Below are 21,644 nucleotides of genomic sequence, written 5' to 3'. Positions count from 1 at the left end.
CCGTGCGGCCACGAAGGAATCAGCGCTGCCGGCTCAGGCCGGCATGCGCTCGCGCCAGCCCGGGCGATCCAGCGCGCGCGCTGGCGTGTACCAGCGTTTCGTCCAGATCCAGGACCAGCAGCTTGCGTTCGCTTCTACGCATGGTTGCATCCAACGTATCCCAGGCGATGCAGGATGTGGGTCAGCTCCAGCTGGTTGCATCCGCCCTCCGGCAGCGCGCCGTCTGCGCCGGGCACACCCACCTCGAATCCTTCTTCCACGTCTTCGTAGTAGAGCCGCCCTTCACCGAGATGGGCGACGACCCAGACCGGCTCGACATTACCCAGTCGATGCAGCGGCACCGTGTAGAACGGCACGCGCTGCGCGGCGAAGGCGGCTTGCTGGTCCGGCGTGCAGTTGCCGAGCTGCTGCGCAACCCGCGCGTCCATCTCCGCTCGCGTGAGGGGTCTCCAGCGGTCCGTCACGCGCTCACTCCTCGCCCAACCGCTCCGGTACCGGCACGGTCCTGATCAGCTTCAGCGCATTGCCTTCCAGCACATAGAAGTAGGCAAAGTTGCCGGTCTTTTCGTAGGTCGCGTCGTAGGTCGCGCCCTCGGCCACCACCAATGCACTGTGTGGGTCGGTCTTCACTACCTGCGGGCCCTCCTCGCCGCCCAGGCTGGGGGTGAGCAGACGGCCGGTGCGCTTGCTGACGAAGGTCTGCGAAAAACAACTGGTGCCACAGCCCCAACCGGCCAGCGTGTATTCGCCGGCGTACACCACGTCACCATCCTGCAGCGCTGCTGACAGGCGCGTCCTGAACATGCGGGCGCTGCGGTCGGTCAGATCCAGCGCGGCGGTGGGGCCGCTGTAGCGCCGGGCCACAGGGTAGTCGGCAAACGTCGGCGTACCGGCGGTGCCATCGAAGATCGCCGCGCGGATGCGGGCGTTCTCCTCGATCTGCGCGGCGGTCGGCACCGTGGAACGCGCGGCGGCGGCGTCCGCCTCGGCCTGCGCTGCAGACGCCTCGGCCGCGCTTCTGCTTTCGGCCTGCGCACCAGCCTGCAACGCCAGCATGCAGACCAGCGCGCCTGCCAGGGCGGCAGCAAATGCCGGCCCACGAACTGAAATCCTGTTCTGCATCAGCGTGCGCCCCTGTCAGTCGCAGTCCTGGTAACCACCCACCACACCGCAGTGCCTGCAGCGGAACAGGTAGGCGGTGGGTGATCCGTTCTTGTCCAACGCAGCCAGGAAATGCTGCCACTGCGGCCCATCGTCCAGCCCGGTACTGTCCTGGATGGCCGCGACGGCGGCTTCCCCGTGTCCTTCCAGTTCGGCGCGACCGGCGCGCCCGATGAACTGCGCGGCATCCCCACAATGGGTCCACCACTGTTCCTGCTGCCAGCCATTGAAGCCAGGGGTGCGCTGCGCGATCTCGTCGATGATCTGCTCATCGACCTCGTCCCACTCACCGCCACCGCCCACACCTTCCTCGTCGGTGAACGTGGCACGCAGACGCTCATGTGCCGAGCCATCGGCAATGCACCACGGGCAGATCTGCTGCTCGTACTCGTCTTCGGCATAGACCGGGCCGCTGTAGACGAACCCGCGCGATTGCCCGCAGCACACGCACGGCGTGTCGGCAGCCACCACGCTGCCGGTGGCGATGGGATCGGGGTGATAGGTGAAGCGGGGCAGGTCCATGGCAGTTCCTTTGCTGGGCGGCCCAGTCTAGCGGTGCGTCGGCATCGACAGGCTGTAAACCATTAGAAATCAAACATGGTTGACAGCCTCTACCAACCCACCCACACTGCGGCCCTCGTTCCACCCCCTTCCAAGGTCCCGCCATGGCGCCTGCCATCCGCCACGACTGGCAACACGATGAACTGCAGGCGCTGTTCGACCTGCCCCTGCCGGAGCTGCTGTTCCACGCCGCCAGCGTGCATCGCGCGCACTTCGATCCCGCCCAGGTGCAGGTATCCACGCTGCTGTCGGTGAAGACCGGCGGCTGCCCGGAAGACTGCGCGTACTGCCCGCAGGCGCAGCGCTACAGCACCGGCGTAAGCGCGCAGAAACTGATGGACACCGACGCGGTGCTGGCCAAGGCACGCCAGGCCAAGGCGGCCGGTGCATCGCGCTTCTGCATGGGTGCGGCATGGCGTTCGCCGAAGGACCGCGATATCCCCAAGGTGGCGGCGATGATCGCCGGCGTGAAGGCGCTCGGCCTGGAAACCTGCGCCACCCTGGGCATGCTCAGTGGCGACCAGGCGCGTGCGCTGAAGGACGCGGGCCTGGACTACTACAACCACAATCTGGACACCGCGCCGGACTACTACGACTCGATCATCCACACCCGCCAGTACCAGGATCGCCTGGATACGCTGGGCCACGTGCGCGATGCCGGATTGAAGACCTGCTGCGGCGGCATCGTCGGCATGGGCGAAACGCGTGCGCAGCGCATCGGCCTGCTGCTGGCGCTGGCCACGTTGCCTGCCCATCCCGATTCGGTGCCGATCAACAAGCTGGTGCAGGTGGCCGGTACGCCGCTGCACGGCAGCGCGGAACTGGACCCGTTTGAGTTCGTACGGATGATCGCGGTCGCGCGCATTGCCATGCCGCGTTCGATGGTGCGGCTGTCGGCCGGACGCGAAGCGATGAGCGATGAACTGCAGGCGCTGTGCTTCCTGGCCGGTGCCAACTCGATCTTCTACGGCGAAAAACTACTGACCACCGGCAACCCGGAAAGCGAGCGCGACCAGGCACTGTTCGCGCGCCTGGGCCTGCAGCCGATGCCCGTGCAGGTGGATGCCGATGGCCACGACCACGGCGGTACCGTGCATGCCGATATCAGTGCCGATGGCCCCGGCTGTGGCTGCGCCCACGCGGCGTGAGCGCAGGGCCGAGCAGGCGTGGCGGCAACGCGCTACCCTAGCCGCCCCGTCGTCGCCCGTAGCCGCCATGGCCCGCCCCGACCTGTCCGCCCGCCTCCAAGCCCAGCGCGCATTGCGCGATGCACAAGGCCGTCGCCGCCCGCGGCGCACGGTCACCCGTCGTGATGGCGTGCGCCTGGAAATTGACGGGCGCTGGCTGACCGGCTTCTGCAGCAACGACTACCTGGGCCTGGCCCAGCAGTTCAGCGTGGTCAACGCACTGCAGGACGCCGCCGCGCGTGAGGGCGCCGGTGCCGGTGCCTCGCATCTGGTCTGCGGCCACCACGCCCTGCACGACGCGCTGGAGCGCGAAGTGGCCGACTGGCTGGGCTACCCGCGCGCCCTGCTGTTCGGCAGCGGTTTCGCTGCCAACCTGGCCGTGCAGCAGGCGCTGCTGAGCGAAGAGAACGACGTCTGCGTGCAGGACAAGCTCAACCACGCCAGCCTGCTCGATGCCACGCGACTGGCCGGTGCACGCCTGCGCCGCTACCCGCACCTGGACCCGGAAGGCGCCATGCGCCAGCTCAAGCACGCGCCCGATGGCGCGGCGATGCTGGCCACCGATGGTGTCTTCAGCATGGACGGCGATGTGGCACCGCTGCGCGCGCTGTCGCTGGTCGCACGCCTGCAACAGGCGCTGTTCTACGTGGACGACGCGCACGGCGTGGGCGTGCTGGGCGATGGCCGTGGTGCCGTCGCCACCGCCGGCCTGGGCGTGGACGACGTGCCGCTGCAGCTGGTCACCCTGGGCAAGGCGCTCGGCGGTTCCGGTGCGCTGGTGCTGGGCCGCGAGGATCTGGTGGAACACCTGGCCGAAACCGCGCGCCCCTACATCTACACCACGGCCCTGCCGCCGGCGCTGGCCGCTTCGGCACTGGAAGCAGTGCGCCTGGCCCGCCGCGATCATTGGCGGCGGTCAAGGCTGACCGACCTGATCGCCTTGTTCCGCGGTGAAGCACGCCGCCATGGCCTGGACCTGATGGCCTCGGAAACCCCGATCCAGCCGCTGCTGTGTGGCGATGACCACACCGCCGTAGCGATGTCGCAGGCGCTGGAACAGGCCGGCTGGCTGGTCGGCGCCATCCGTCCGCCGACGGTGCCCGAAGGCAAGGCGCGGCTGCGCGTCACCCTGTCGGCCCTGCACACGCCCGAGCAGGTGCGGGGCCTGGTGGAAGCGATCGCCCAGGCACGTGACCGCGTGGCCGCGCTGCCGCGCGAAGTGCCGCCCCCGTTGCTGCCCGCGCTGGCCTGACCGGCCGCGTCGTACCCATGCATATCGAAGTGACCGGCCACGGGCCGGATCTGGTTCTGATCCACGGCTGGGCCCTGCAGGGCGGCGTGTTCGCGCCCCTGGTGCAGCGCCTGGCCGACCGTTTCACCCTGCACCGGGTCGATCTGCCGGGCCACGGCCACAGCCGCGACGACAGCACCCCGCTGCGCCTGCCGCACGTGGTCAACGCGATTGCCGCGGCCACGCCGCCGGCGGTGTGGTGCGGCTGGTCGCTGGGCGGACTGTTCGCACTGCATGCCGCCGCTACCCTGCCCAAGGTGCGCGGGCTGGCGATGATCGCCGCCACGCCGCGCTTCGTGCGCGCCGAGGACTGGCCGCATGCGGTGGAACCGGCAGTGTTCGAGCAGTTCGGGCGCGACCTGGCCACGGACTTCGGCGGCACGCTGGAGCGCTTCCTGGCGCTGGACGTGATGGGTTCGGCGCATGCCCGCGAGGAACTGCGCACCCTGCGCCAGCGCCTGGTTGAGCGCGGCGCCCCCAGTGAACGCGCCCTGCTGGAAGGCCTGCGCCTGCTGGAAGGCACCGACCTGCGCGGCGCCCTGCCGGCGCTGGCCAAACCCAGCCTGTGGATTGCCGGCCAGCGCGACCGCCTGGTATCGCCGGCCGCGATGCAGGCCGCGGCCGCACTGGCCCCGGGCGCGCAGGCGCTGACCATCGCCCACGGCGGCCATGCCCCGTTCCTGGGCCACGCCGACGAGGTGGCCGCCGCCCTGCAACACTTCGTTGCCGGCCTGTCACCGGCCGATGGCGGACAATGAGCGCCTTCCACATTCCGCAGGGTTGACGCATGGATCTGGGTATTTCCGGCCGCTGGGCACTGGTCTGCGGCGCAAGCAAGGGCCTGGGCCTGGGCTGCGCGCGGGCGCTGGCGGCTGAAGGCGTGAACGTGGTGATCGTGGCCCGTGGCGAGGCCGCCCTGCAGGCCGCCGCTGACGAACTGCGCGCCCTGCCCGGCGCTGCCGAAGTGCGTACGGTCGCCGCCGATGTCACCACCGAGGCGGGCCGCACGCAGGCGCTGGCCGCCTGCCCGCAGGTGGACATCCTGGTGACCAATGCCGGTGGCCCGCCGCCGGGCGATTTCCGCACCTTCGAGCGCGAGGACTGGATCGCCGCGCTGGATGCCAACATGCTGGCGCCGATCGCGCTGATCCGCGCCACGGTGGACGCGATGATCGCGCGCGGCTTCGGCCGCATCGTCAACATCACCTCGTCGTCGGTGAAGGCACCGATCGATACGCTGGCGCTGTCCAACGGCGCGCGCAGCGGCCTGACCGGCTTCGTCGCGGGGCTGGCGCGGCGCACGGTGGTCCACAACGTCACGATCAACAACCTGCTGCCCGGCCAGTTCGACACCGATCGCCTGCGCGCCAACTTCGCCCATGCCGCGGGCCAGGAAGGCGACTTGCAGGCCGTGGCCGAACGCCGCCGCCAGCAGATTCCCGCCGGCCGCTTCGGCACGGCGGACGAATTCGGCGCCGCCTGCGCCTTCCTGTGCAGTGCACAGGCCGGTTACCTCACCGGGCAGAACCTGCTGATCGACGGCGGCGCCTACCCCGGTACGTTCTAAGAGACTTCCGCAATGCCGTCCCACTTCGATGCCCGCCACGTCCGCCGCGCGTTCGCCCGCGCCGCCAACAGCTATGACGCCGCCGCTGCCCTGCAGCGCGAGGTGCAGTCGCGGCTGATCGAATCGCTGGATTACCTGGAAGCGCGCAAGCCCGAGGTGGTGCTGGACATCGGAGCCGGCACCGGCCATGCCAGCGCGCTGATGAAGAAGCGCTGGCCGAAAGCGCAGGTGATCGCGCTGGACGTGGCACTGCCGATGCTGGACCAGGCCAAGCGCCAGGCTGGCTGGTGGAAGCCGTTCCAGCGCCTGTGTGGCGATGCGGCCGCACTGCCGCTGGCCGACAACAGCGTGGATGTGATCTTCAGCAACCTGTGCCTGCAGTGGCTGGACGACCTGCCGGCGGTGTTCGCCGGCTTCCGCCGCGTGCTCAAGCCCGGCGGCTTGCTGCTGTGCTCCACCTTCGGCCCGGAAACGCTGGTCGAACTGAACGAAGCCTTCGCCGCCGCCGATGATCGCCCGCACGTCAGCCGCTTCGCGCAGATCGCCCAGTTCGGTGATGCGCTGATGATGGCCGGCTTCCGCGACCCGGTGCTGGACCGCGACCTGTTCACCCTGACCTACGATGACCTGCCGGCGCTGATGCGCGAACTGCGCGCGATGGGCGCGACCAATGCACGGGTGGACCGCCGCCACACGCTGACCGGGCGCGGCCGTTTTGCTGCGGCTGCAGCCGCGTACGAACCGATGCGCCGTGCCGACGGCAAGCTGCCCAGCAGCTGGGAAGTGATCTACGCCCACGCCTGGGCACCGGACCCCGGCGCACCGATCCGCGAAGGTGGCCATGACATCGCCTCGGTGCCGGTGTCGGCCATCCCGATCCGCCGCAGGCAGCCCTGATCGAAAGCCGGCGCCGGGTGCACGAATGGGTAGCGCCGGGCCATGCCCGGCGAGCGCAGCCGCGCGGCGCTCAGGTATTGGCCGTCGAACTCAACGGCGGGCGCACCAGGTCGCGGTGGAAGAAATAGATTTCCTGTACCAGGAAGCGCCAGCTGGTGTGGAAGCTGCGGAAGCGGGTACTGGGCGTGGACGAGGCCAGTGCATCGATGCCCAGCGCCTGGCTCAGGCGCAGCGCGCGCGCCATGTGCAGCGGGTCACTGACGATGATGACCCTGTGCAGCTGGCGCTGTTCCATCAGCCGCTTGGCTTCCACCAGGTTCTGCACGGTGTTGCGTGAGGCGGTCTCGATCAGGATCGCGTCGTCGGGCACGCCGTGCTTGAGCGCGTAGCGACGCGCCACCTGCGATTCGGAAAAGCGCGCGCCGGTGCCGCCGTAGCCCCCGGTGAAGATCAGCAGCGGCGCATAGCCGGCCTGGTACAGATCCAGGCCATGGCGGATGCGTTCTTCGAACACCGGCGAAGGCTTGGCGTCGTAAGCGGCTGCGCCCAGCACGATGATCGCGTCGGCCTTGGCGGCCTGGTCACGCTCACCCACCCAGACGATCCAGGCGGTCACACCCAGCAGCCAGATCACCAGCAGCACGAACAGGCGCCACAGCCAGCCCAGCAGGCCGGTGCGTGCGCGGTGCCGGCCGCGGCTCACGCCGCCCCCCAGCGCAAGGCTGGCAGATCGACATTGCCACCGGACAGCACCAGGCCCACGCGCAGCCCGGCAAAGCGCTGCGGCTGGGCCAGCACGGCCGCCAGCACGGTGGCCGAGGACGGCTCCACCACCTGCTTCAACACCTCCCACAACAGCCGCATCGCCGCGCGGGTTGCGTCATCGTCCACCACGATCACTTCGGCCCCGGCCGCCTGCAGCAGCTGGAAGTTCGGTGCGCCAATCAAGGTGCGCAGGCCATCGCAGAGGGTGTCGGGGGTGAAATCGGTCTGCCGCTGGCCGGCGGCCAGCGAACGCGCGGTGTCGTCGGCACCGGCCGGCTCGGCCAGCACCAGTCGGGTCTGCGGGCTTGCGTGCTGCAGGGCCAGGGCGGTGCCGCTGGCCAGGCCTCCGCCGCCCACCGGCACCACCAGCACGTCGAACGGGCCGTCGCTGTGCAGCAGTTCCAGGGCGGCGGTGCCCTGCCCGGCCATCACGGCCGGGTTGGCATAGGGGTGCACGAGGGTCGCGCCGGTATCGGCCTGCACCTGGGCGCAGGTCGCTTCACGGTCGGCGATGGTCGGCGGGCAACGCCACAGGGTGGCGCCATGGCGGGCGATGTTGGCCAGCTTGGCGGCCACGGCCCCTTCCGGCACCACCACATGGCAGGGAATGCCCCGGGTGCGCGCGGCCAGCGCCAGGGCTGCGCCGTGGTTGCCGGATGAATGGGTAACCACACCGGCCGCGGCGTGGTCGGCATCAAGCGACCACACCGCATTGCAGGCGCCGCGGAACTTGAACGCACCGCCGCGCTGCAGATGCTCGGCCTTGAAGGCCAGCTGGGCGCCGGCCAGCGCATCCAGGGTGTGCGAGCGCAGGACCGGGGTGACGTGGGCATGCGGCGCGATCCGCGCGGCGGCGGCCAGGACATCTTCGGCGCGGGGCAACAGTGAATCGCTCATGACGCAAGATTAACGTATGGCCCTGCGCTGGCGACCACGCCCCCGGCCATGCCAGCATGCAGGCCTTCACCGCCATTCATCCTGACCGGCCGGATTAAGGGGCGATTCAATGCCCACGCATGAAGCTGGCAGCACACCCGTCCTTGGGGGGACCCACATGAAAATGCGCCTGTTGCTTGCTGGTGGCCTGTTCCTGGGCCTGACCGGCTGCGCGACCTACGATTACGTCGATAGCGGACGCAGTGGTGGCTATTACCACGGTGCGCCCACCACCGAGTACCGCTACCCCTACGGCTACCCGTCCGGTTACGGCAATCCCTATTACGGTGGCTACGGCGGCGGTTACGGCTACGGCTATTACGGCAACCCGTACTACTCGCGCCCGATCTATCGCCCGCCGCACAACAACCACCGCCCGCCGCCGCGCCCGGGCAACGGGGGCGAGAACCGTCCGCCGCCGCCGCCGCGCCAGAACAATGGCGGTTCGCCGTGGCGGAACATGGACTCGATGCGGCGCCCGCCGCAGTCGGCCATGCCGTCGGCGCGCCCGTCCGCCCCGCCGCAGGCACGCCCGGCGCCGGCCCCGCGTGCGCCGAGGATGAACAGTTCCCCTTGGCGCAACATGGATCGTGCGACGCAGCGCACAGTTGAGCCCTGATCCATCTTGCATTTCACACGGTTCAAGCCGCACTCTACGCGGGCAGTGACGGCCAACGTCACAAAGTGACAAAAACGTTAAGAGCCGGTCGCAACAAGCTCTTCGTGAAGCTCTACGTCGATATCCGACAGGAACATCTGGATCCCCCCTGTTCCGGCCCTGTCGGATGTCGGCACCTCTGAAAGCAGACGGCCCCGCGATGCGGGGCCGTTTGTTTTTGGCTTCAGTAGATCCAGCCCTGCGTGCCGGCTCCAGTAGATCCACGCCATGCGTGGATGGGCCTCTCCCGGCAAACCACCCAAAAAAACAGGGCCGGACAGTCCCCCGACTGCCGGCCCTCTGCTTCCCCACCGTGCACCTGTACCGGCCCCTGTTCCAATTCCGGTCACGGGCGCCTACGGCGCCAGCCACGGTGGGTGCTATTGGGTTATCTGCAAAAATCCTGCCAACTTTAGGGTGGATTTCATCCCGGCCCCGATCCGGGCCGGTCGCCCCCCTCCGAATGGCGCTAAAATCGCCACCCCGGCGCCGCCCCAGGCCGCGCCCGTCCCCTGCTGACCTGCTCCCATGACCCAGTCCTTCCATCGTTACGACGTCATCGTCATCGGCGGTGGCCACGCCGGCACCGAGGCCGCGCTGGCCGCGGCCCGTACCGGCGTGCGCACCCTCCTGCTGACCCACAACATCGAAACCGTGGGCGCGATGAGCTGCAACCCGGCCATCGGTGGCATCGGCAAGGGCCACCTGGTGAAGGAGATCGACGCCCTGGGCGGTGCGATGGCGCATGCCGCCGACCGCGCCGGCATCCAGTGGCGCACCCTCAACGCGTCCAAGGGCCCGGCCGTGCGGGCCACCCGCTGCCAGGCCGACCGCAACCTGTACCGCATGGCGATCCGCGCCATTGTCGAAGGCCAGGACAACCTGACCGTGTTCCAGGCGGCCGTTGATGACCTGGTGATCGAAGGCGACGCCGTGCGCGGGGTCATCACCCAGACCGGCCTGCGTTTCGATGCCGAGGCGGTGGTGCTGACCGCCGGCACCTTCCTGGCCGGCAAGATCCACGTCGGCCCGACACAGTACGCCGCCGGCCGCATGGGTGACCCGCCGGCAACCACGCTGGCCGCACGCCTGCGCGAGCGCCCGTTCCAGGTCGACCGCCTGAAAACCGGCACGCCGCCGCGCATCGATGGCCGTTCGCTGGATTACAGCGTGATGGACGAGCAGCCCGGCGACACGCCGCGCCCGGTGATGTCCTTCCTCGGCTCGGTGGACGAGCATCCGCAGCAGGTCAGCTGCTGGATCACCCACACCACCGGACAGACCCACCAGATCATCCGCGATGCCCTGCACCGCTCGCCGCTGTACAGCGGCCAGATCGAGGGCATCGGCCCGCGCTACTGCCCGTCCATCGAAGACAAGGTGGTGCGCTTCGCCGAAAAGGCCAGCCACCAGATCTTCGTCGAACCCGAAGGCCTGGGCATCGTCGAGATCTACCCCAACGGCATCTCCACCTCGCTGCCCTTCGACGTGCAGCTGGAGATGGTGCGCAGCATCCGTGGCTTCCAGAACGCGCACATCACCCGCCCCGGCTACGCCATCGAATACGATTTCTTCGATCCGCGCGGGCTGAAGGCTTCGCTGGAAACCAAGCTGGTCAACGGCCTGTTCTTCGCCGGCCAGATCAACGGCACCACCGGTTATGAGGAAGCCGCCGCACAGGGCCTGCTGGCCGGCCTGAACGCCGCGCGCCAGGTGCGTGGGCTGGACGGCTGGTGCCCGCGCCGCGACGAAGCGTACCTGGGCGTGCTGGTGGATGACCTGATCACCCACGGCACCAACGAGCCGTACCGCATGTTCACCAGCCGCGCCGAGTACCGCCTGCAGCTGCGCGAGGACAACGCCGACCAGCGCCTGACCCCGGCTGGCCGCGAGATGGGCCTGGTCGATGACCGCCGCTGGAGCGCGTTCGAAACCAAGCAGGCCGCCGTCGCCGCCGAGCGCACGCGCCTGGCGGCGCTGTGGGCGACCCCGGCCAATGCGTTGGGCCGCGAAGTGCAGGAAACGCTGGGCGTAGCGGTCAGCCGCGAAACCAACGTGCTGGATCTGATCAAGCGCCCGGAACTGGATTACGCGCAGCTGATGCAGGTGCCGTCGCTGGGCCCGGCCGTGGCCGATGCCAAGGTGGCCGAGCAGGTGGAGATCGGCGTGAAGTACGCCGGCTACCTGGACCGCCAGCGCGACGAGATCGAGCGCCAGCAGCGCCACGAAGCGACCCCGATTGCCGAAGGCTTCGACTACGCCAGCGTGCGTGGGCTGTCGGCCGAAGTGCTGCAGAAGCTGGAACGCGTGCGCCCGCAGACCATCGGCCAGGCGCAGCGCATTCCCGGCATGACCCCGGCCGCGATCTCGCTGCTGCTGGTGCACCTGGAGCGCGCCCGCCGCGGCCGCGTGGCGTAACGCGCTGCCAGGTGGCGCCATCCACGCATGGCGTGGATCTACTGGAACTCTGCACGCGGCCGTGTGGCGTAACGCGCATCAGGGGTAGCGCCGGGCCATGCCCGGCGAGCGTAGCGGCACGCGAACAGCCGCCGGGCATGGCCCGGCGCTACCAATGCCTCTGCCGCGTATCATCTTCGTGTTCGCCCCACCTGGAGACCGCGATGAACCCCCTGCGCCCCTTCCGCGACAAGATGCCCGTCCTGGGTGAGCGCGTGTACATCGACCCGGCCTGCACGATCATCGGCGATGTCGAGCTGGCCGAGGATGTGTCGGTCTGGCCGGGCACGGTCATCCGTGGCGACGTCAATTTCGTCCGCATCGGTGCGCGCACCAACGTGCAGGACGGCACCATCATCCACGTCAGCCACCACAGCCCGTACAACAAGGCCGGCTACCCGACCCTGATCGGCGAAGGCGTGACCGTCGGCCACGGCTGCATCATCCATGCCTGCACCATTGGCGATTACAGCCTGATCGGCATGGGCGCCTGCATCCTCGATGGCGCCCGGGTCGAGCGCCACGGCTTCGTCGGCGCCGGTGCTGTCGTCGGCCCCGGCAAGGTGGTGGGCGAAGGCGAGCTGTGGGTGGGCAACCCCGCACGCCCGGCACGCACGCTCAGCGACAAGGAAATCGAAGCGCTGCACTATTCGGCCGACCACTACGTGCGGCTGAAGAACGAATACCTGGGCTGACCCGCGTCGCCGGTCGCCGTGCTCTGCTAAAGTCGGGGCCCGACCAGGAACCGTCGAGACCCCCATGCCTGTGGCAGCACGCCGGAGAGGACTCCAGCGCCCACATTGCCGGCCGTCGCACTGATGGCCGCGCCCATGCTCGATACCTACCGCGAGGTGGTAACGCCCGAAGGCGTGCCGCTGCAGCTGCCCACCGCCGGGCCGATGCCACGTGCGCTGGCCTGGATGATCGACCTGGCGATCCGCATGGGGTCGCTGATGATCCTGAGCATCCCGCTGGCCCTGCTCGAAAAGTTCGGCCAGGGCCTGTACCTGGCCCTGATGTTCCTGCTGATGTGGGCCTACCCCATCGTCTGCGAAGCGCTGTGGGGCCGCACCCTGGGCAAACGTGCGCTGGGCCTGCGCGTGCTGTCGCGCGATGGCGCGCCGGTGGGCTGGATGGCATCGATCACCCGCAACCTGCTGCGCACGGTGGACATGCTGCCGTTCGGCTACGCGCTGGGCCTGCTCAGCAGCCTGTTCGATCCGCACGGGCGCCGCCTGGGCGACCTGGTGGCCGGCACCGTGGTGGTGCATGAGCCCCTGCGCTACCTGCTGCCGCCCACCACCATCGACAGCGTGCTGGCGCCGCCGCAGCCGCTGCGCCCGCAGGAACAGGCCGCGGTGATGGCCTTTGCCGAGCGCGCACCACGCCTGTCCGCACCGCGCCAGCAGGAACTGGCCGCGATCGCCGAGCCGTTGACCCAGGCGTCCGGCCAGGTGGGCGTGCTGCGCCTGTACGCGATGGCCAACTGGCTGCTGGGGCGCCGATGAGGCAGGAACAGTTCGTCGCCCGCCACCAGCAGGAATGGCATGACCTGGAGCTGTGGCTGCACCACCGCGCCGATGCATCGCGCCGCAGCCGGCGCAAGGCCGCCGCAACCGACAGTGGCGATGCCGCGTTTCCGCAGCGCTACCGCCGCCTGTGCCAGCAGCTGGCGCTGGCACGCGAGCGCGGCTACAGCCCGCAGCTGGTGCAGCGCCTGCAGCAGCTGATGCAGCAGGGCCACAGCGTGCTGTACCGCACGCCGCCGGTGCGCTGGCGGCGCGCGCTGGAATTCCTGGTGGCCGACTTCCCGATGCTGGTGCGCAGCCAGGCACGCAGCATGTGGGCGGCACTGGCGGTGTTCGCGCTGCCGGCCCTGGGCTGCTTCGCGATGGTGCAGCTGTTCCCGGACACCGTGCACCTGCTGATGAGCAGCGACCAGATCGCCGAGATGGAACGCATGTACAACCCGGCGGCCGAGCGCCTGGGCCGCGACAGCGGCACCGACTGGATGATGTTCGGCTACTACATCATGAACAACATCAGCATCGCCCTGCGCACCTTCGCCAGCGGCCTGCTGGCCGGCGTGGGCACGCTGTTCGTGCTGCTGTTCAACGGCATCACCATGGGCGCAGTGGCCGGCCACCTGCAGAACGTCGGCAGTGGTGATCCGTTCTGGCGCTTCGTGGTCGGCCATGCCGCCTTCGAGCTGACCGCCATCGTGATCGCTGGCGGCGCCGGCCTGCAGCTGGGCATGAAGCTGCTGGCACCCGGCCGCCGCCGTCGCCTGGATGCGCTGGTGGAAGGCGGCCGCATCGGCGCGCGCCTGTGCCTGGGCGTGGCCTTCATGCTGCTGGTGGCGGCGTTCGTGGAAGCCTTCTGGTCGTCGATCGCGCAGATTCCCGCCTGGGGCAAGTACAGCGTGGCCGGTGTGCTGTGGGCCGGGGTACTGCTGTGGCTGTGGCGCGGCGGACGCGGGGGCAGCCATGCGGATTGACCAGCTGGACGTGGCCCTGCGCGCGCGCAGCGGCTGGGAAGCGATGGAGCTGGGCAGCGCCCTGGTGCGCCGCCACGCCCGCGCGGTGTGGGGCAGCTGGCTGCTGGCCAGCGCGCCGCTGTTCGTGCTGTTCAACGCTCTGGCGTGGTGGCTGGACGGCTTCGTCTGGGCCTGGCTGGCGATGTGGTGGTGCAAGCCGTTGTTCGAACGCGCACCGCTGTACGTGCTCTCCCGCGGCATCTTCGGCGAACAGGTGGGCGCGCGCGCCGCGCTGGCCGCGCAACGGCAATGGGGCGGCACCGGCTTCTGGGGCTACCTGGGCTGGCGCCGCTTCAGCGCCCTGCGCAGCGTCTGCCTGCCGGTCAACCTGCTGGAGGGCAATGTCCCCGCGCAGCGTGGGCCGCGCCGGCGTGCGGTGGTGGCCGGTGCCGGCGGATCGGCGATGGCACTGACCGTGATCTGCATGGTCTTCGAACTGGTACTGGTACTGGGTGCGATCGCGTCGGTCTTCCTCTTCATTCCGCTGGAACTGCTGCCCGATTCCTGGCGCGCCGCCTGGGCCATGGTGAGCGTTGAAACCCCACCGTGGGCCAAGCTGGCGCTGAACCTGCTGTGCTGGCTGGCCGGCGCCCTGATAGGACCGTTCTACGTCGGTGCCGGCTTCGGCCTGTACCTCAACCGGCGCACCCAGATGGAAGCCTGGGACGTGGAAATCGCCCTGCGCCGCCTGCGCGAACGCCTGCTGCCGGCCGCATCCACGCTGGCGCTGCTGCTGTGCCTGGTGCTGCCGCTGGCACCTGCCCACGCACAGGACGCCAGCGAGGCCGAACGCGCCGCCGATGAGGCCTGGCAGGGCGTTCAGGACCAGGAAGCGGCGGATCGCGCAGCAGGCGGGGAAGACGACAGCGCCAACGCGGCCAACGACCCGGCCAATACCGCCGCCGGCATCTTCGGCGATGAACCGGTGGACACCGCCGGCTTCCGCCAGGCGGTGAACCGTGCCTATGAGGATCCCCTGCAGCGGCCGGTGCGGCAGGTATCGGAGTGGAAGCGCATCGAGGATGTGGCCGACACGAAGAAGGAAGAGAAGGCGCTGGACAAGGACAGCAAGCCTGAAGATGTCAGCGGCAAGCGCAGGTCGGCCCAGCAGTGGATTGCGCGCCTGGCCGAATGGGGCCTGTGGGCCGCACTGGGCGTGCTGGTGATGGTCCTGCTGCTGACTGCACGGCTGTGGTGGCCGTGGCTGCGTGGCACCGGCCGACGCCGCCGCAAGGACGCGCCGCAGGTGCAGGAAGAAACCGTGGAGGTACCGGTGGTGCTGCCACCGGACGTGGCCACCCAGGCCGGCCTGCTGTGGGACCAGGGCCGCCCGCGCCAGGCGCTGGCCCTGCTGTACCGCGCCAGCGTTCGCACCCTGATGGAGCGCACCGGCATCGCCCTGCCGCCCGGTGCGACCGAAGCACAGTGCCTGCGTGCATCGCGGCGCATGCCCGAAGCGGCCGACCGCGACCTGTTCGCGCGCATCGTGCGCATGTGGCAGTACGCCGCCTACGGTGGCCGCCTGCCCGCACGCGATGAATTCGATGCGCTTGCCACGACCCTGCGCCAGCAGTTCGGGTGGAAGGCATGAGCCCGCGTCTGATCTGGTCCCTGCTGCTGGGCGCCGTGGTGGTGCTGGGCGTGCCGCTGACCATCCTGTTCCTGCGCACGCACGAGCGGGTGACCGAAACCATCGTGCTGCCGCCGCAGGGCGAGGCCAGCTACAACGCGCTGTACGTGCTGGGGCAGGCACTGCGCACCGATGGCATCGAGGTGCAGACGCGGCAGCGCCTGGACCTGCCGAAGATGCCGCTGGCGGCCGGCGATACGCTGGTGCTGCTGAAGGACACCACCGACCTGTCGCCGAGCACGGTCCAGCAGCTGCTGGACTGGGTCGATGGCGGTGGCCACCTGCTGGTGCGCACGCGGCCGCCGGGCGAGGACAAGGCCACCACCACCCAGGGCCCGCTGCTGGACCGCATCGGCGTGGACAGCCTGTTCCATGAAAGCAAGTGCCAGCGTTTCCACGTGGTGGACGACCCCAACCATGTGGAGTTCTGCCGCGGGCGCCGCTTCAGCCTGGGCTTCCAGGCCGATGCCAATGCCGAACGCCGCTGGGGCGGTGATGAGGGCCTGGTGTTCGCGCGGCTGCGCCACGGCAAGGGCCGCATCGACGTGCTGGCGGACATGGATTTCATGCGCAACGAAGGCAGCGGCACGCTGATCCGGCGCCGCGTGGTGGCCAGCGATCTGCCGCAACGCGATGGCCTGCATGATCTTTCCCATCGCGACCTGAGCCGCTATCTGCTGGCGCCCAACTACGGCCGCGGCACCGTCTGGCTGGTCTATGGCAGCCGCCCGCCGTCGCTGCTGGCCACCGTCTTCTACCAGGGCTGGCCGGTCTGGATTCCCTTCCTGCTGGCCCTGGCCGGTGTCCTGTGGGCACGCGCGCAGCGCTTTGGCAGCCTGCTGCCTTCGCCGGTGGTTGAACGCCGTTCGCTGCTGGAACACGTGCGCGCCAGTGGCGAACTGCTGCTGCGCTTCGGCGATGGCGCACGGCTGTACCACGCGGTGCAGGCGCTGTTCCTGCACCGCCTGCGCCTGCGCGCACCGGTGGCCGCCGCACTGGAAGGCGCCGCCCGCGACCAGGCCATCGCCGCCGTGCTGCAGTGGCCGGCCAGCCGCGTGGCCACCGCACTCACCCCTCCTTCGCCGCACGATTCCTCCGCCCTGCGCGAGCGCATCCGCTTGCTGCTCCAGATGAGATCCCTGCTATGACCGATGCCCCTGAGCTTCCGGCGGCCACTGCCGCCCGCCTGATCGAACGCGTCGATGCGATCCGCGATGCGGTCGGCCGTGCCTTCATCGGCCAGGCCGATGTGCTCGACCAGATCCTGGTGGCGCTGCTGGCCGGTGGCCACGTGCTGATCGAAGGCGTACCCGGGCTGGGCAAGACCCTGCTGGTGCGTGCGCTGGCACAGGCGCTGGAGCTGGACTACGGGCGTGTGCAGTTCACCCCCGACCTGATGCCCAGCGATGTCAGCGGCCACGCGGTGTACGACCCCAAGAGCGAGAGCTTCAAGATCCGCCGCGGCCCGGTGTTCACCAACCTGCTGCTGGCCGATGAAATCAACCGCGCCCCGGCCAAGACCCAGTCGGCCCTGCTGGAAGTGATGCAGGAAGGCCAGGTGACCATCGAAGGCAAGGCCTTCACCCTGGCCCCGCCGTTCATGGCCCTGGCCACGCAGAACCCGCTGGAGCAGGAAGGCACTTACCCGCTGCCGGAAGCGCAGCTGGATCGTTTCCTGCTGAAGGTGCTGATCGACTACCCGCAGCTGGACGATGAAAAGCGCATGGTCGCGGCCATCACCCAGGGCCGCGCCGCCAGCGATTTCGACCTGAGCCAGGTGCCGCGCGTGCTCGGCGCCGGCGAACTGCTGGCGCTGCAGCAGGCCACCGCGGCGATCACCGTCGATGACGAAGTGATCGACTATGCCGTGCGCATCGTGGCCGCCACCCGGCAGTGGCCGGGCATCGCCGTCGGTGCCGGCCCGCGTGGCAGCATCGCGCTGGTGCGTGCCGCGCGCGCGCAGGCGGTGCTGGCCGGCCGCGATTTCGTCACTCCCGACGACGTGCGCGACATCGCTCGCCCGGCCCTGCGCCACCGCATCGCGCTGGCACCGGAACTGCAGATTGAAGGCCAGGGCCCGGACGATGTGCTGGGCGCCCTGCTGGCCAAGGTGGAAGCACCACGCCGATGAGGCCTGCGCCGCTGCTGCTGGCAGTGCTGTTGGCCTGGGCTGCGCTGGGAGGCGTGATGCTGCACGGCTGGCTGCCGTTCTGGAGCTGGCCCGCGGCCGGCGCGCTGGTGGCGGTGCTGGCATTGGCCGATGCCTGGCGGCAGGCGCGACGCCGCTCGCCGCAGGTGCAGCGCGACGTGCCCGAAGCACTGGCGCTGGGCGTGCGCCGCGAGATCGGCCTGCGCCTGCTGTGCGACCGCGCGATGCAGGTGCAGGTGTTCGATCTGGTACCCGGCGGCTGGCCACTGGACGACCTGCCGCAGCGCGTGCAGCTGCGTGCCGGCACCGCCAGCACCCTGCACTACCACGTGCAGCCGCAGCAGCGCGGCCGCTTCCGCTTCGAAGGCGTGCAGCTGCGCATCCGTTCACCGTGGCGGCTGTGGTGGCAGCAGCGCACGCTGCCGCCGGCGCTGGACGTGCGCGTGTATCCCAACTTCGTGCCGCTCACCCGTTTCGCGCTGTTCAGTGCCGACCAGGCCTCACGGCTGGTGGGCGCGCACGTGAAGCGCCGCCGCGGCGAAGGCACCGACTTCCACCAGATGCGCGAGTACCGCATCGGCGACAGCCTGCGCCAGCTCGACTGGAAGGCCACTGCCCGCGCCCGCAAGCTGATTTCGCGCGAGTACCAGGATGAGAAGAACCAGCAGCTGCTGCTGATGCTCGACAGCGGCCGCCGCATGCTGGCCAGCGAAGGCGGCCTTTCGCACTTCGACCATGCCTTGAACGCGTCGCTGGTGGTGGCCTACCTGGCCCTGCGCCAGGGCGATGCCGCCGGCCTGTTCGCCGTGGGCGGCGAGCGACGCTGGGTGGCACCGCAGCGCGGCATGGGCACGGTGGAACACCTGCTGCGCGCCAGCTATGACCTGCAACCGCAGGCCGTGGCCACCGACTACCTGGCGGCCGCCACCGAAGTCTCGCTGCGCCAGCGCCGGCGCGCGCTGGTGATGCTGGTCAGCAACGTGCGCGACGAAGACATCGAAGACCTGCTGGCGGCCGTGCGCCTGCTGCAGCGCCGCCATCTGGTATGCGTGGCCAGCCTGCGCGAACGAGAACTGGACATGGCCCTGGAAGGCGAGGTGCACACGCTGGAAGACGCCGCCCAGGCCGGCGCCGCCGCGCTGTACCTGCAGCAGCGCGCGAAGGCGCACGACGCACTGCGCGCGGAAAAGGTGATGGTGCTGGACGTGACCGCCGAAGCCCTGCCCGCCGCGCTGGTGGAACGGTATCTGGCGGTGAAGCGCGAAGGGCTGCTGTAGCCCTGCGCTTGACCGGAGCCGAGCATGGGCTCGGCTCTACACGTGTTGTCCTGTAGAGCCGAGCCCACGCTCGGCTGCCGTATCAGCGCTCGCCCAGCAACCGCCGCTGCAACCGCTCCACCGCGCGCTGCAGCAGCACCCGGTTGCGGGCCAGCTTCATCCACTGTGGCAGGCGCGAGAACATCGAGCGATGGTGCCCGCTGCCTTCGCGCAGCGTGGCCGTGGCGTAGTCGTGCAGCGCCTGCAGGTGCTCGGCGTTGTACGCCCACAGCAGACCGGCAGCGGTCTTCTCCACCAACCACAGCGGCAGGCCGAAATCGGGGTCGATGGCTTCGTTGCCACGCCATCGCGACAGGGTCACGTCCACCTCACTGCTGCGGCCGCACTGGCTGCAATCCGCCGCCACCGTCCGCAGCGGCGCCGTCGCGCGTGCACGGTGCACTTCAGCGCTTACCCACTTGTGGCCGCAGTAGCCACACGGCCGGTAGCCGCTGTAGCGCACCGGCCCCACCCAGACAGCGGGCCTGCAGCAACTGCAGCCGCAACCGCCGTCCAGTGCTTCGCTGCACCCCAGGCAACGGAAGCGCCGCGAATCGGTGGGGCCGATCACCCAGCCGGGCGTATCACAGCGGTGGCAGCGCACCGCCACCCGGTCGGCATAGCGCCACAGGGCATGGCCATCATCCCGATGGCGACCCGGCGGCGCTGCACGCCGCGCGGTGCGGTCGCGCCGCACCGCCATCAGACGTAGATCCGCGTCGGCGCCTCGTCCACGATCGCGTGCGGCACGAAGCGCGCGCTGTCGCGGGTGATCGCGCTGTCGTCTTCGCGGATGCCGATGCCGCAGGCACGGTCACCGATCACCCAGCTGCCGACCAGCGGGTAACCGCCTTCGAAGCGGGTGAGCGGATGCGCACGCTGGATGATCGCCGGGCCATCGTAGGGGCCGTCGCTGCGCTGGGTGCTGCCATCGGCCAGGTGCATCTCGATGTTGGCGCCTTCGCGCGAGAACAGCGGCTTGCGCACCCAGCCCGAGGCCAGCGCGCTGCCATCATCGAAGTGCGCTTCCAGCAGGTTCGGGTGGCCCACGTTGCGCTGCCACAGCAGCGGCAGGATGCCCTTGTTGCTCAGCACCGCCTTCCACGCCGGTTCCAGCAGCTGGATGCCCGAACCGGGCAGCGCGCGACCGAATTCCTCGGCCATCAGGTCTTCCAGCGGGTACAGCTTGAACAGCGTGCCGATCACCGTGTCATCCAGCGCGGTGAAGCGACCGTCCTCGGACAGGCCGATATCCTCGATGGCGATGGCCTGGCCATGCAGGCCGGCCTGCGACGCGCAATCGCGCAGGTAATCGACCGTGCCGCGGTCTTCTTCGGAACTGCCCACCGCGCTGAAGAACAACGGCGGCGGCAACTGCCCGGCCAGTTCGCCGAAGCGCTCGACCAGTGCCTCGTGCATGCCATTGAACTGGTCGGCGTGCTGCGGCAGGCGGCCGGCATTGCGCTGGTCTTCCAGCCACTGCCACTGGAAGAAGCTGGCCTCGAACAGCGAGGTGGGTGTGTCGTAATTCAGTTCGTACAGCTTGGCCGGGCCGGTACCGTCGTAGGCCAGGTCCAGGCGCCCGTACAGGTGCGGCTGGCGCTGGCGCCAGCTGTCGGCGATCCAGTCGCGGTACTGCGCGGGGATCGCCAGCTGGTCCATCAGCCGCTCGCTGCCGATGACATCGCCGACCAGGTCCAGCGCCATCTGGTGCAGCTCGGCGCTGGGGTCTTCGATGTCCTGTTCGATCTGGCGCAGGGTGAAGGCGTAGTACGCGCTTTCATCCCAGTAGGGCTGGCCGTCGATGGTGTGGAAGCGGAAACCGGCTTCCTCCGCGCGCGCCCGCCACTGGGCGCGCTCGGCAATGCGAATTCGCTGCATGGGTCGATCAGCCGCCGAAGCTGCTGCCGCTGCGGCGGGCGCTGGTGCTGCCGAAGCCGCTGCGGCTGGCGGTGACAGCGCGGTTCGGCTCGCTGCTGACCGGGGCCAGGCCGGCCTTGCCCGCGCCGATGCCGCTGGCGGTGTTCATGCCACCGGTGCCGCCCGGGGCCGGGCGCGCCCAACCAGCGTTCTTGTCCTGGTAGGCCGGGGCCGACGCCGGCGCCTGCGGGGCCAGGCCGCCGCGGTTGCTCAGCATCTGCGACATGAAGAAGCCCATCATCATCGGGCCGATGAAGGAAGTACCGGCCGAGGTGTGCTGCTGCACGCACTGTTCCGGCTTGTAGTCCTTCTCGCAGGCTTCCTTGCTGGCGTACTTCGGCGCCGCATCGGCGGCCTTCTGCTGGGCCTCGGCAAAGGCATTGCGGCACGAGGACGGATCGCCCGTCGCCTCGGTGCAGGCCTGCACGGAGGTGTACAGCCCTTCCTGCACCTGCACCTGCTCTTCCTTCTGGCAAGCGGTGAACAGCAGCGGTGCGGCGCTCATCAACAGCAGCGCGGTGGTGCGGGAACGCTTCATGGCGTCATGCCTCGGGGTCGGATCAATGCCCCAATGATGCCAAATTCACACCAACAACCGGAATCGGCAAAGTGG

The 21,644-nt window shown here is 69.5% G+C and carries 23 protein-coding genes; 14 read left to right on the top strand and 9 right to left on the bottom strand.

The annotated features are described in order from the left end of the window. Positions 1 to 19 precede the first annotated feature (19 nt). Genes ACM2ZB_RS16390 through ACM2ZB_RS16375 form a run of 4 tightly spaced genes read right to left on the bottom strand, consistent with a single transcriptional unit; the run spans position 20 to position 1,683 of the window. Entirely contained in the window at positions 20 to 142 is a 123-nt protein-coding gene (locus tag ACM2ZB_RS16390) for a hypothetical protein (RefSeq protein ID WP_416056234.1), read from the bottom strand. Next, positions 135 to 428 (bottom strand): hypothetical protein, encoded by a 294-nt coding sequence (locus ACM2ZB_RS16385; RefSeq protein WP_416056233.1) that lies wholly within the window; start codon positions 426 to 428, stop codon positions 135 to 137. The genes ACM2ZB_RS16390 and ACM2ZB_RS16385 overlap by 8 nt, the downstream gene beginning before the upstream one ends. A 40-nt stretch (positions 429 to 468) precedes the next feature. Further along, on the bottom strand, positions 469 to 1,122 hold the full coding sequence (locus ACM2ZB_RS16380; RefSeq protein ID WP_416056232.1) for a hypothetical protein: 654 nt from the start codon (positions 1,120 to 1,122) through the stop codon (positions 469 to 471). A 15-nt stretch (positions 1,123 to 1,137) separates the two neighbouring features. Further along, complete coding sequence (locus ACM2ZB_RS16375; protein WP_416056231.1) at positions 1,138 to 1,683, bottom strand: CbrC family protein; 546 nt, start codon at positions 1,681 to 1,683, stop codon at positions 1,138 to 1,140. A gap of 143 nt (positions 1,684 to 1,826) precedes the next feature. Between ACM2ZB_RS16375 and bioB the strand changes: the two genes are divergently transcribed. The 5 genes from bioB to bioC all read left to right on the top strand — a co-directional run bounded on the left by bioB (position 1,827) and on the right by bioC (position 6,664). Then, entirely contained in the window at positions 1,827 to 2,870 is a 1,044-nt protein-coding gene (bioB, locus tag ACM2ZB_RS16370) for a biotin synthase BioB (protein ID WP_416056230.1), read from the top strand. 67 nt (positions 2,871 to 2,937) lie between these two features. After that, positions 2,938 to 4,161, top strand: coding sequence for an 8-amino-7-oxononanoate synthase (gene bioF, locus ACM2ZB_RS16365; protein ID WP_313436844.1), 1,224 nt, complete (start codon positions 2,938 to 2,940; stop codon positions 4,159 to 4,161). Between the two features lie 17 nt (positions 4,162 to 4,178). Continuing rightward, positions 4,179 to 4,958, top strand: coding sequence for a pimeloyl-ACP methyl ester esterase BioH (gene bioH / locus ACM2ZB_RS16360; RefSeq protein ID WP_416056229.1), 780 nt, complete (start codon positions 4,179 to 4,181; stop codon positions 4,956 to 4,958). 29 nt (positions 4,959 to 4,987) lie between these two features. Beyond that, on the top strand, positions 4,988 to 5,767 hold the full coding sequence (locus ACM2ZB_RS16355; protein WP_416056228.1) for an SDR family oxidoreductase: 780 nt from the start codon (positions 4,988 to 4,990) through the stop codon (positions 5,765 to 5,767). A 12-nt stretch (positions 5,768 to 5,779) separates the two neighbouring features. Continuing rightward, the gene (bioC, locus tag ACM2ZB_RS16350) at positions 5,780 to 6,664 is read left to right on the top strand and encodes a malonyl-ACP O-methyltransferase BioC (RefSeq protein WP_416056227.1); all 885 of its coding nucleotides are present in this window, start codon (positions 5,780 to 5,782) and stop codon (positions 6,662 to 6,664) included. 70 nt (positions 6,665 to 6,734) lie between these two features. Here the strand turns inward: bioC and ACM2ZB_RS16345 are convergent, their stop codons facing one another. Next, entirely contained in the window at positions 6,735 to 7,379 is a 645-nt protein-coding gene (locus tag ACM2ZB_RS16345) for a YdcF family protein (RefSeq protein WP_313437187.1), read from the bottom strand. Next, positions 7,364 to 8,326 (bottom strand): pyridoxal-phosphate dependent enzyme, encoded by a 963-nt coding sequence (locus tag ACM2ZB_RS16340; protein WP_416056226.1) that lies wholly within the window; start codon positions 8,324 to 8,326, stop codon positions 7,364 to 7,366. The genes ACM2ZB_RS16345 and ACM2ZB_RS16340 overlap by 16 nt, the downstream gene beginning before the upstream one ends. Before the next feature lie 157 nt (positions 8,327 to 8,483). Here ACM2ZB_RS16340 and ACM2ZB_RS16335 point away from each other — a divergent pair, with 157 nt between their 5' ends. The 9 genes from ACM2ZB_RS16335 (at position 8,484) to ACM2ZB_RS16295 (ending at position 19,072) form a co-directional block, all read left to right on the top strand. Beyond that, positions 8,484 to 8,984, top strand: coding sequence for a hypothetical protein (locus ACM2ZB_RS16335; protein WP_416056225.1), 501 nt, complete (start codon positions 8,484 to 8,486; stop codon positions 8,982 to 8,984). A gap of 567 nt (positions 8,985 to 9,551) precedes the next feature. Then, complete coding sequence (mnmG, locus tag ACM2ZB_RS16330; RefSeq protein ID WP_416056224.1) at positions 9,552 to 11,441, top strand: tRNA uridine-5-carboxymethylaminomethyl(34) synthesis enzyme MnmG; 1,890 nt, start codon at positions 9,552 to 9,554, stop codon at positions 11,439 to 11,441. Positions 11,442 to 11,644: 203 nt separating this feature from the next. After that, complete coding sequence (locus tag ACM2ZB_RS16325; protein WP_416056223.1) at positions 11,645 to 12,175, top strand: gamma carbonic anhydrase family protein; 531 nt, start codon at positions 11,645 to 11,647, stop codon at positions 12,173 to 12,175. A gap of 123 nt (positions 12,176 to 12,298) precedes the next feature. Then, the gene (locus tag ACM2ZB_RS16320; RefSeq protein WP_416056222.1) at positions 12,299 to 12,988 is read left to right on the top strand and encodes an RDD family protein; all 690 of its coding nucleotides are present in this window, start codon (positions 12,299 to 12,301) and stop codon (positions 12,986 to 12,988) included. Then, positions 12,985 to 13,977 carry a stage II sporulation protein M gene (locus tag ACM2ZB_RS16315; RefSeq protein WP_313436818.1) on the top strand — a complete coding sequence of 331 codons (993 nt, stop codon included), beginning with the start codon at positions 12,985 to 12,987 and terminating at the stop codon, positions 13,975 to 13,977. The genes ACM2ZB_RS16320 and ACM2ZB_RS16315 overlap by 4 nt, the downstream gene beginning before the upstream one ends. Then, positions 13,967 to 15,607, top strand: a complete 1,641-nt coding sequence (locus ACM2ZB_RS16310) for a DUF4129 domain-containing protein (protein ID WP_416056221.1) — start codon at positions 13,967 to 13,969, stop codon at positions 15,605 to 15,607. Before ACM2ZB_RS16315 ends, ACM2ZB_RS16310 begins: the two co-directional genes overlap by 11 nt. Continuing rightward, positions 15,604 to 16,794 carry a DUF4350 domain-containing protein gene (locus ACM2ZB_RS16305; protein WP_313436812.1) on the top strand — a complete coding sequence of 397 codons (1,191 nt, stop codon included), beginning with the start codon at positions 15,604 to 15,606 and terminating at the stop codon, positions 16,792 to 16,794. The genes ACM2ZB_RS16310 and ACM2ZB_RS16305 overlap by 4 nt, the downstream gene beginning before the upstream one ends. Then, positions 16,791 to 17,777, top strand: coding sequence for a MoxR family ATPase (locus tag ACM2ZB_RS16300; RefSeq protein WP_313436809.1), 987 nt, complete (start codon positions 16,791 to 16,793; stop codon positions 17,775 to 17,777). The genes ACM2ZB_RS16305 and ACM2ZB_RS16300 overlap by 4 nt, the downstream gene beginning before the upstream one ends. Continuing rightward, complete coding sequence (locus ACM2ZB_RS16295; protein WP_313436807.1) at positions 17,774 to 19,072, top strand: DUF58 domain-containing protein; 1,299 nt, start codon at positions 17,774 to 17,776, stop codon at positions 19,070 to 19,072. Before ACM2ZB_RS16300 ends, ACM2ZB_RS16295 begins: the two co-directional genes overlap by 4 nt. Before the next feature lie 82 nt (positions 19,073 to 19,154). Here the strand turns inward: ACM2ZB_RS16295 and ACM2ZB_RS16290 are convergent, their stop codons facing one another. The 3 genes from ACM2ZB_RS16290 to ACM2ZB_RS16280 are packed head-to-tail and all read right to left on the bottom strand — an operon-like array spanning position 19,155 to position 21,569. Beyond that, positions 19,155 to 19,814, bottom strand: coding sequence for a hypothetical protein (locus ACM2ZB_RS16290; protein WP_416056220.1), 660 nt, complete (start codon positions 19,812 to 19,814; stop codon positions 19,155 to 19,157). Beyond that, positions 19,814 to 20,992 carry a glutathionylspermidine synthase family protein gene (locus ACM2ZB_RS16285; protein ID WP_416056219.1) on the bottom strand — a complete coding sequence of 393 codons (1,179 nt, stop codon included), beginning with the start codon at positions 20,990 to 20,992 and terminating at the stop codon, positions 19,814 to 19,816. The genes ACM2ZB_RS16290 and ACM2ZB_RS16285 overlap by 1 nt, the downstream gene beginning before the upstream one ends. A 7-nt stretch (positions 20,993 to 20,999) precedes the next feature. After that, positions 21,000 to 21,569 (bottom strand): DUF1190 domain-containing protein, encoded by a 570-nt coding sequence (locus ACM2ZB_RS16280; RefSeq protein ID WP_313436800.1) that lies wholly within the window; start codon positions 21,567 to 21,569, stop codon positions 21,000 to 21,002. Positions 21,570 to 21,644: the final 75 nt, after the last annotated feature.

It is taken from the genome of Stenotrophomonas maltophilia, from assembly GCF_047782825.1.
GTDB lineage: Bacteria > Pseudomonadota > Gammaproteobacteria > Xanthomonadales > Xanthomonadaceae > Stenotrophomonas.
Note: the sequence above shows the minus strand (reverse complement) of the source record. Positions and strands in the feature narration are given on the sequence as shown.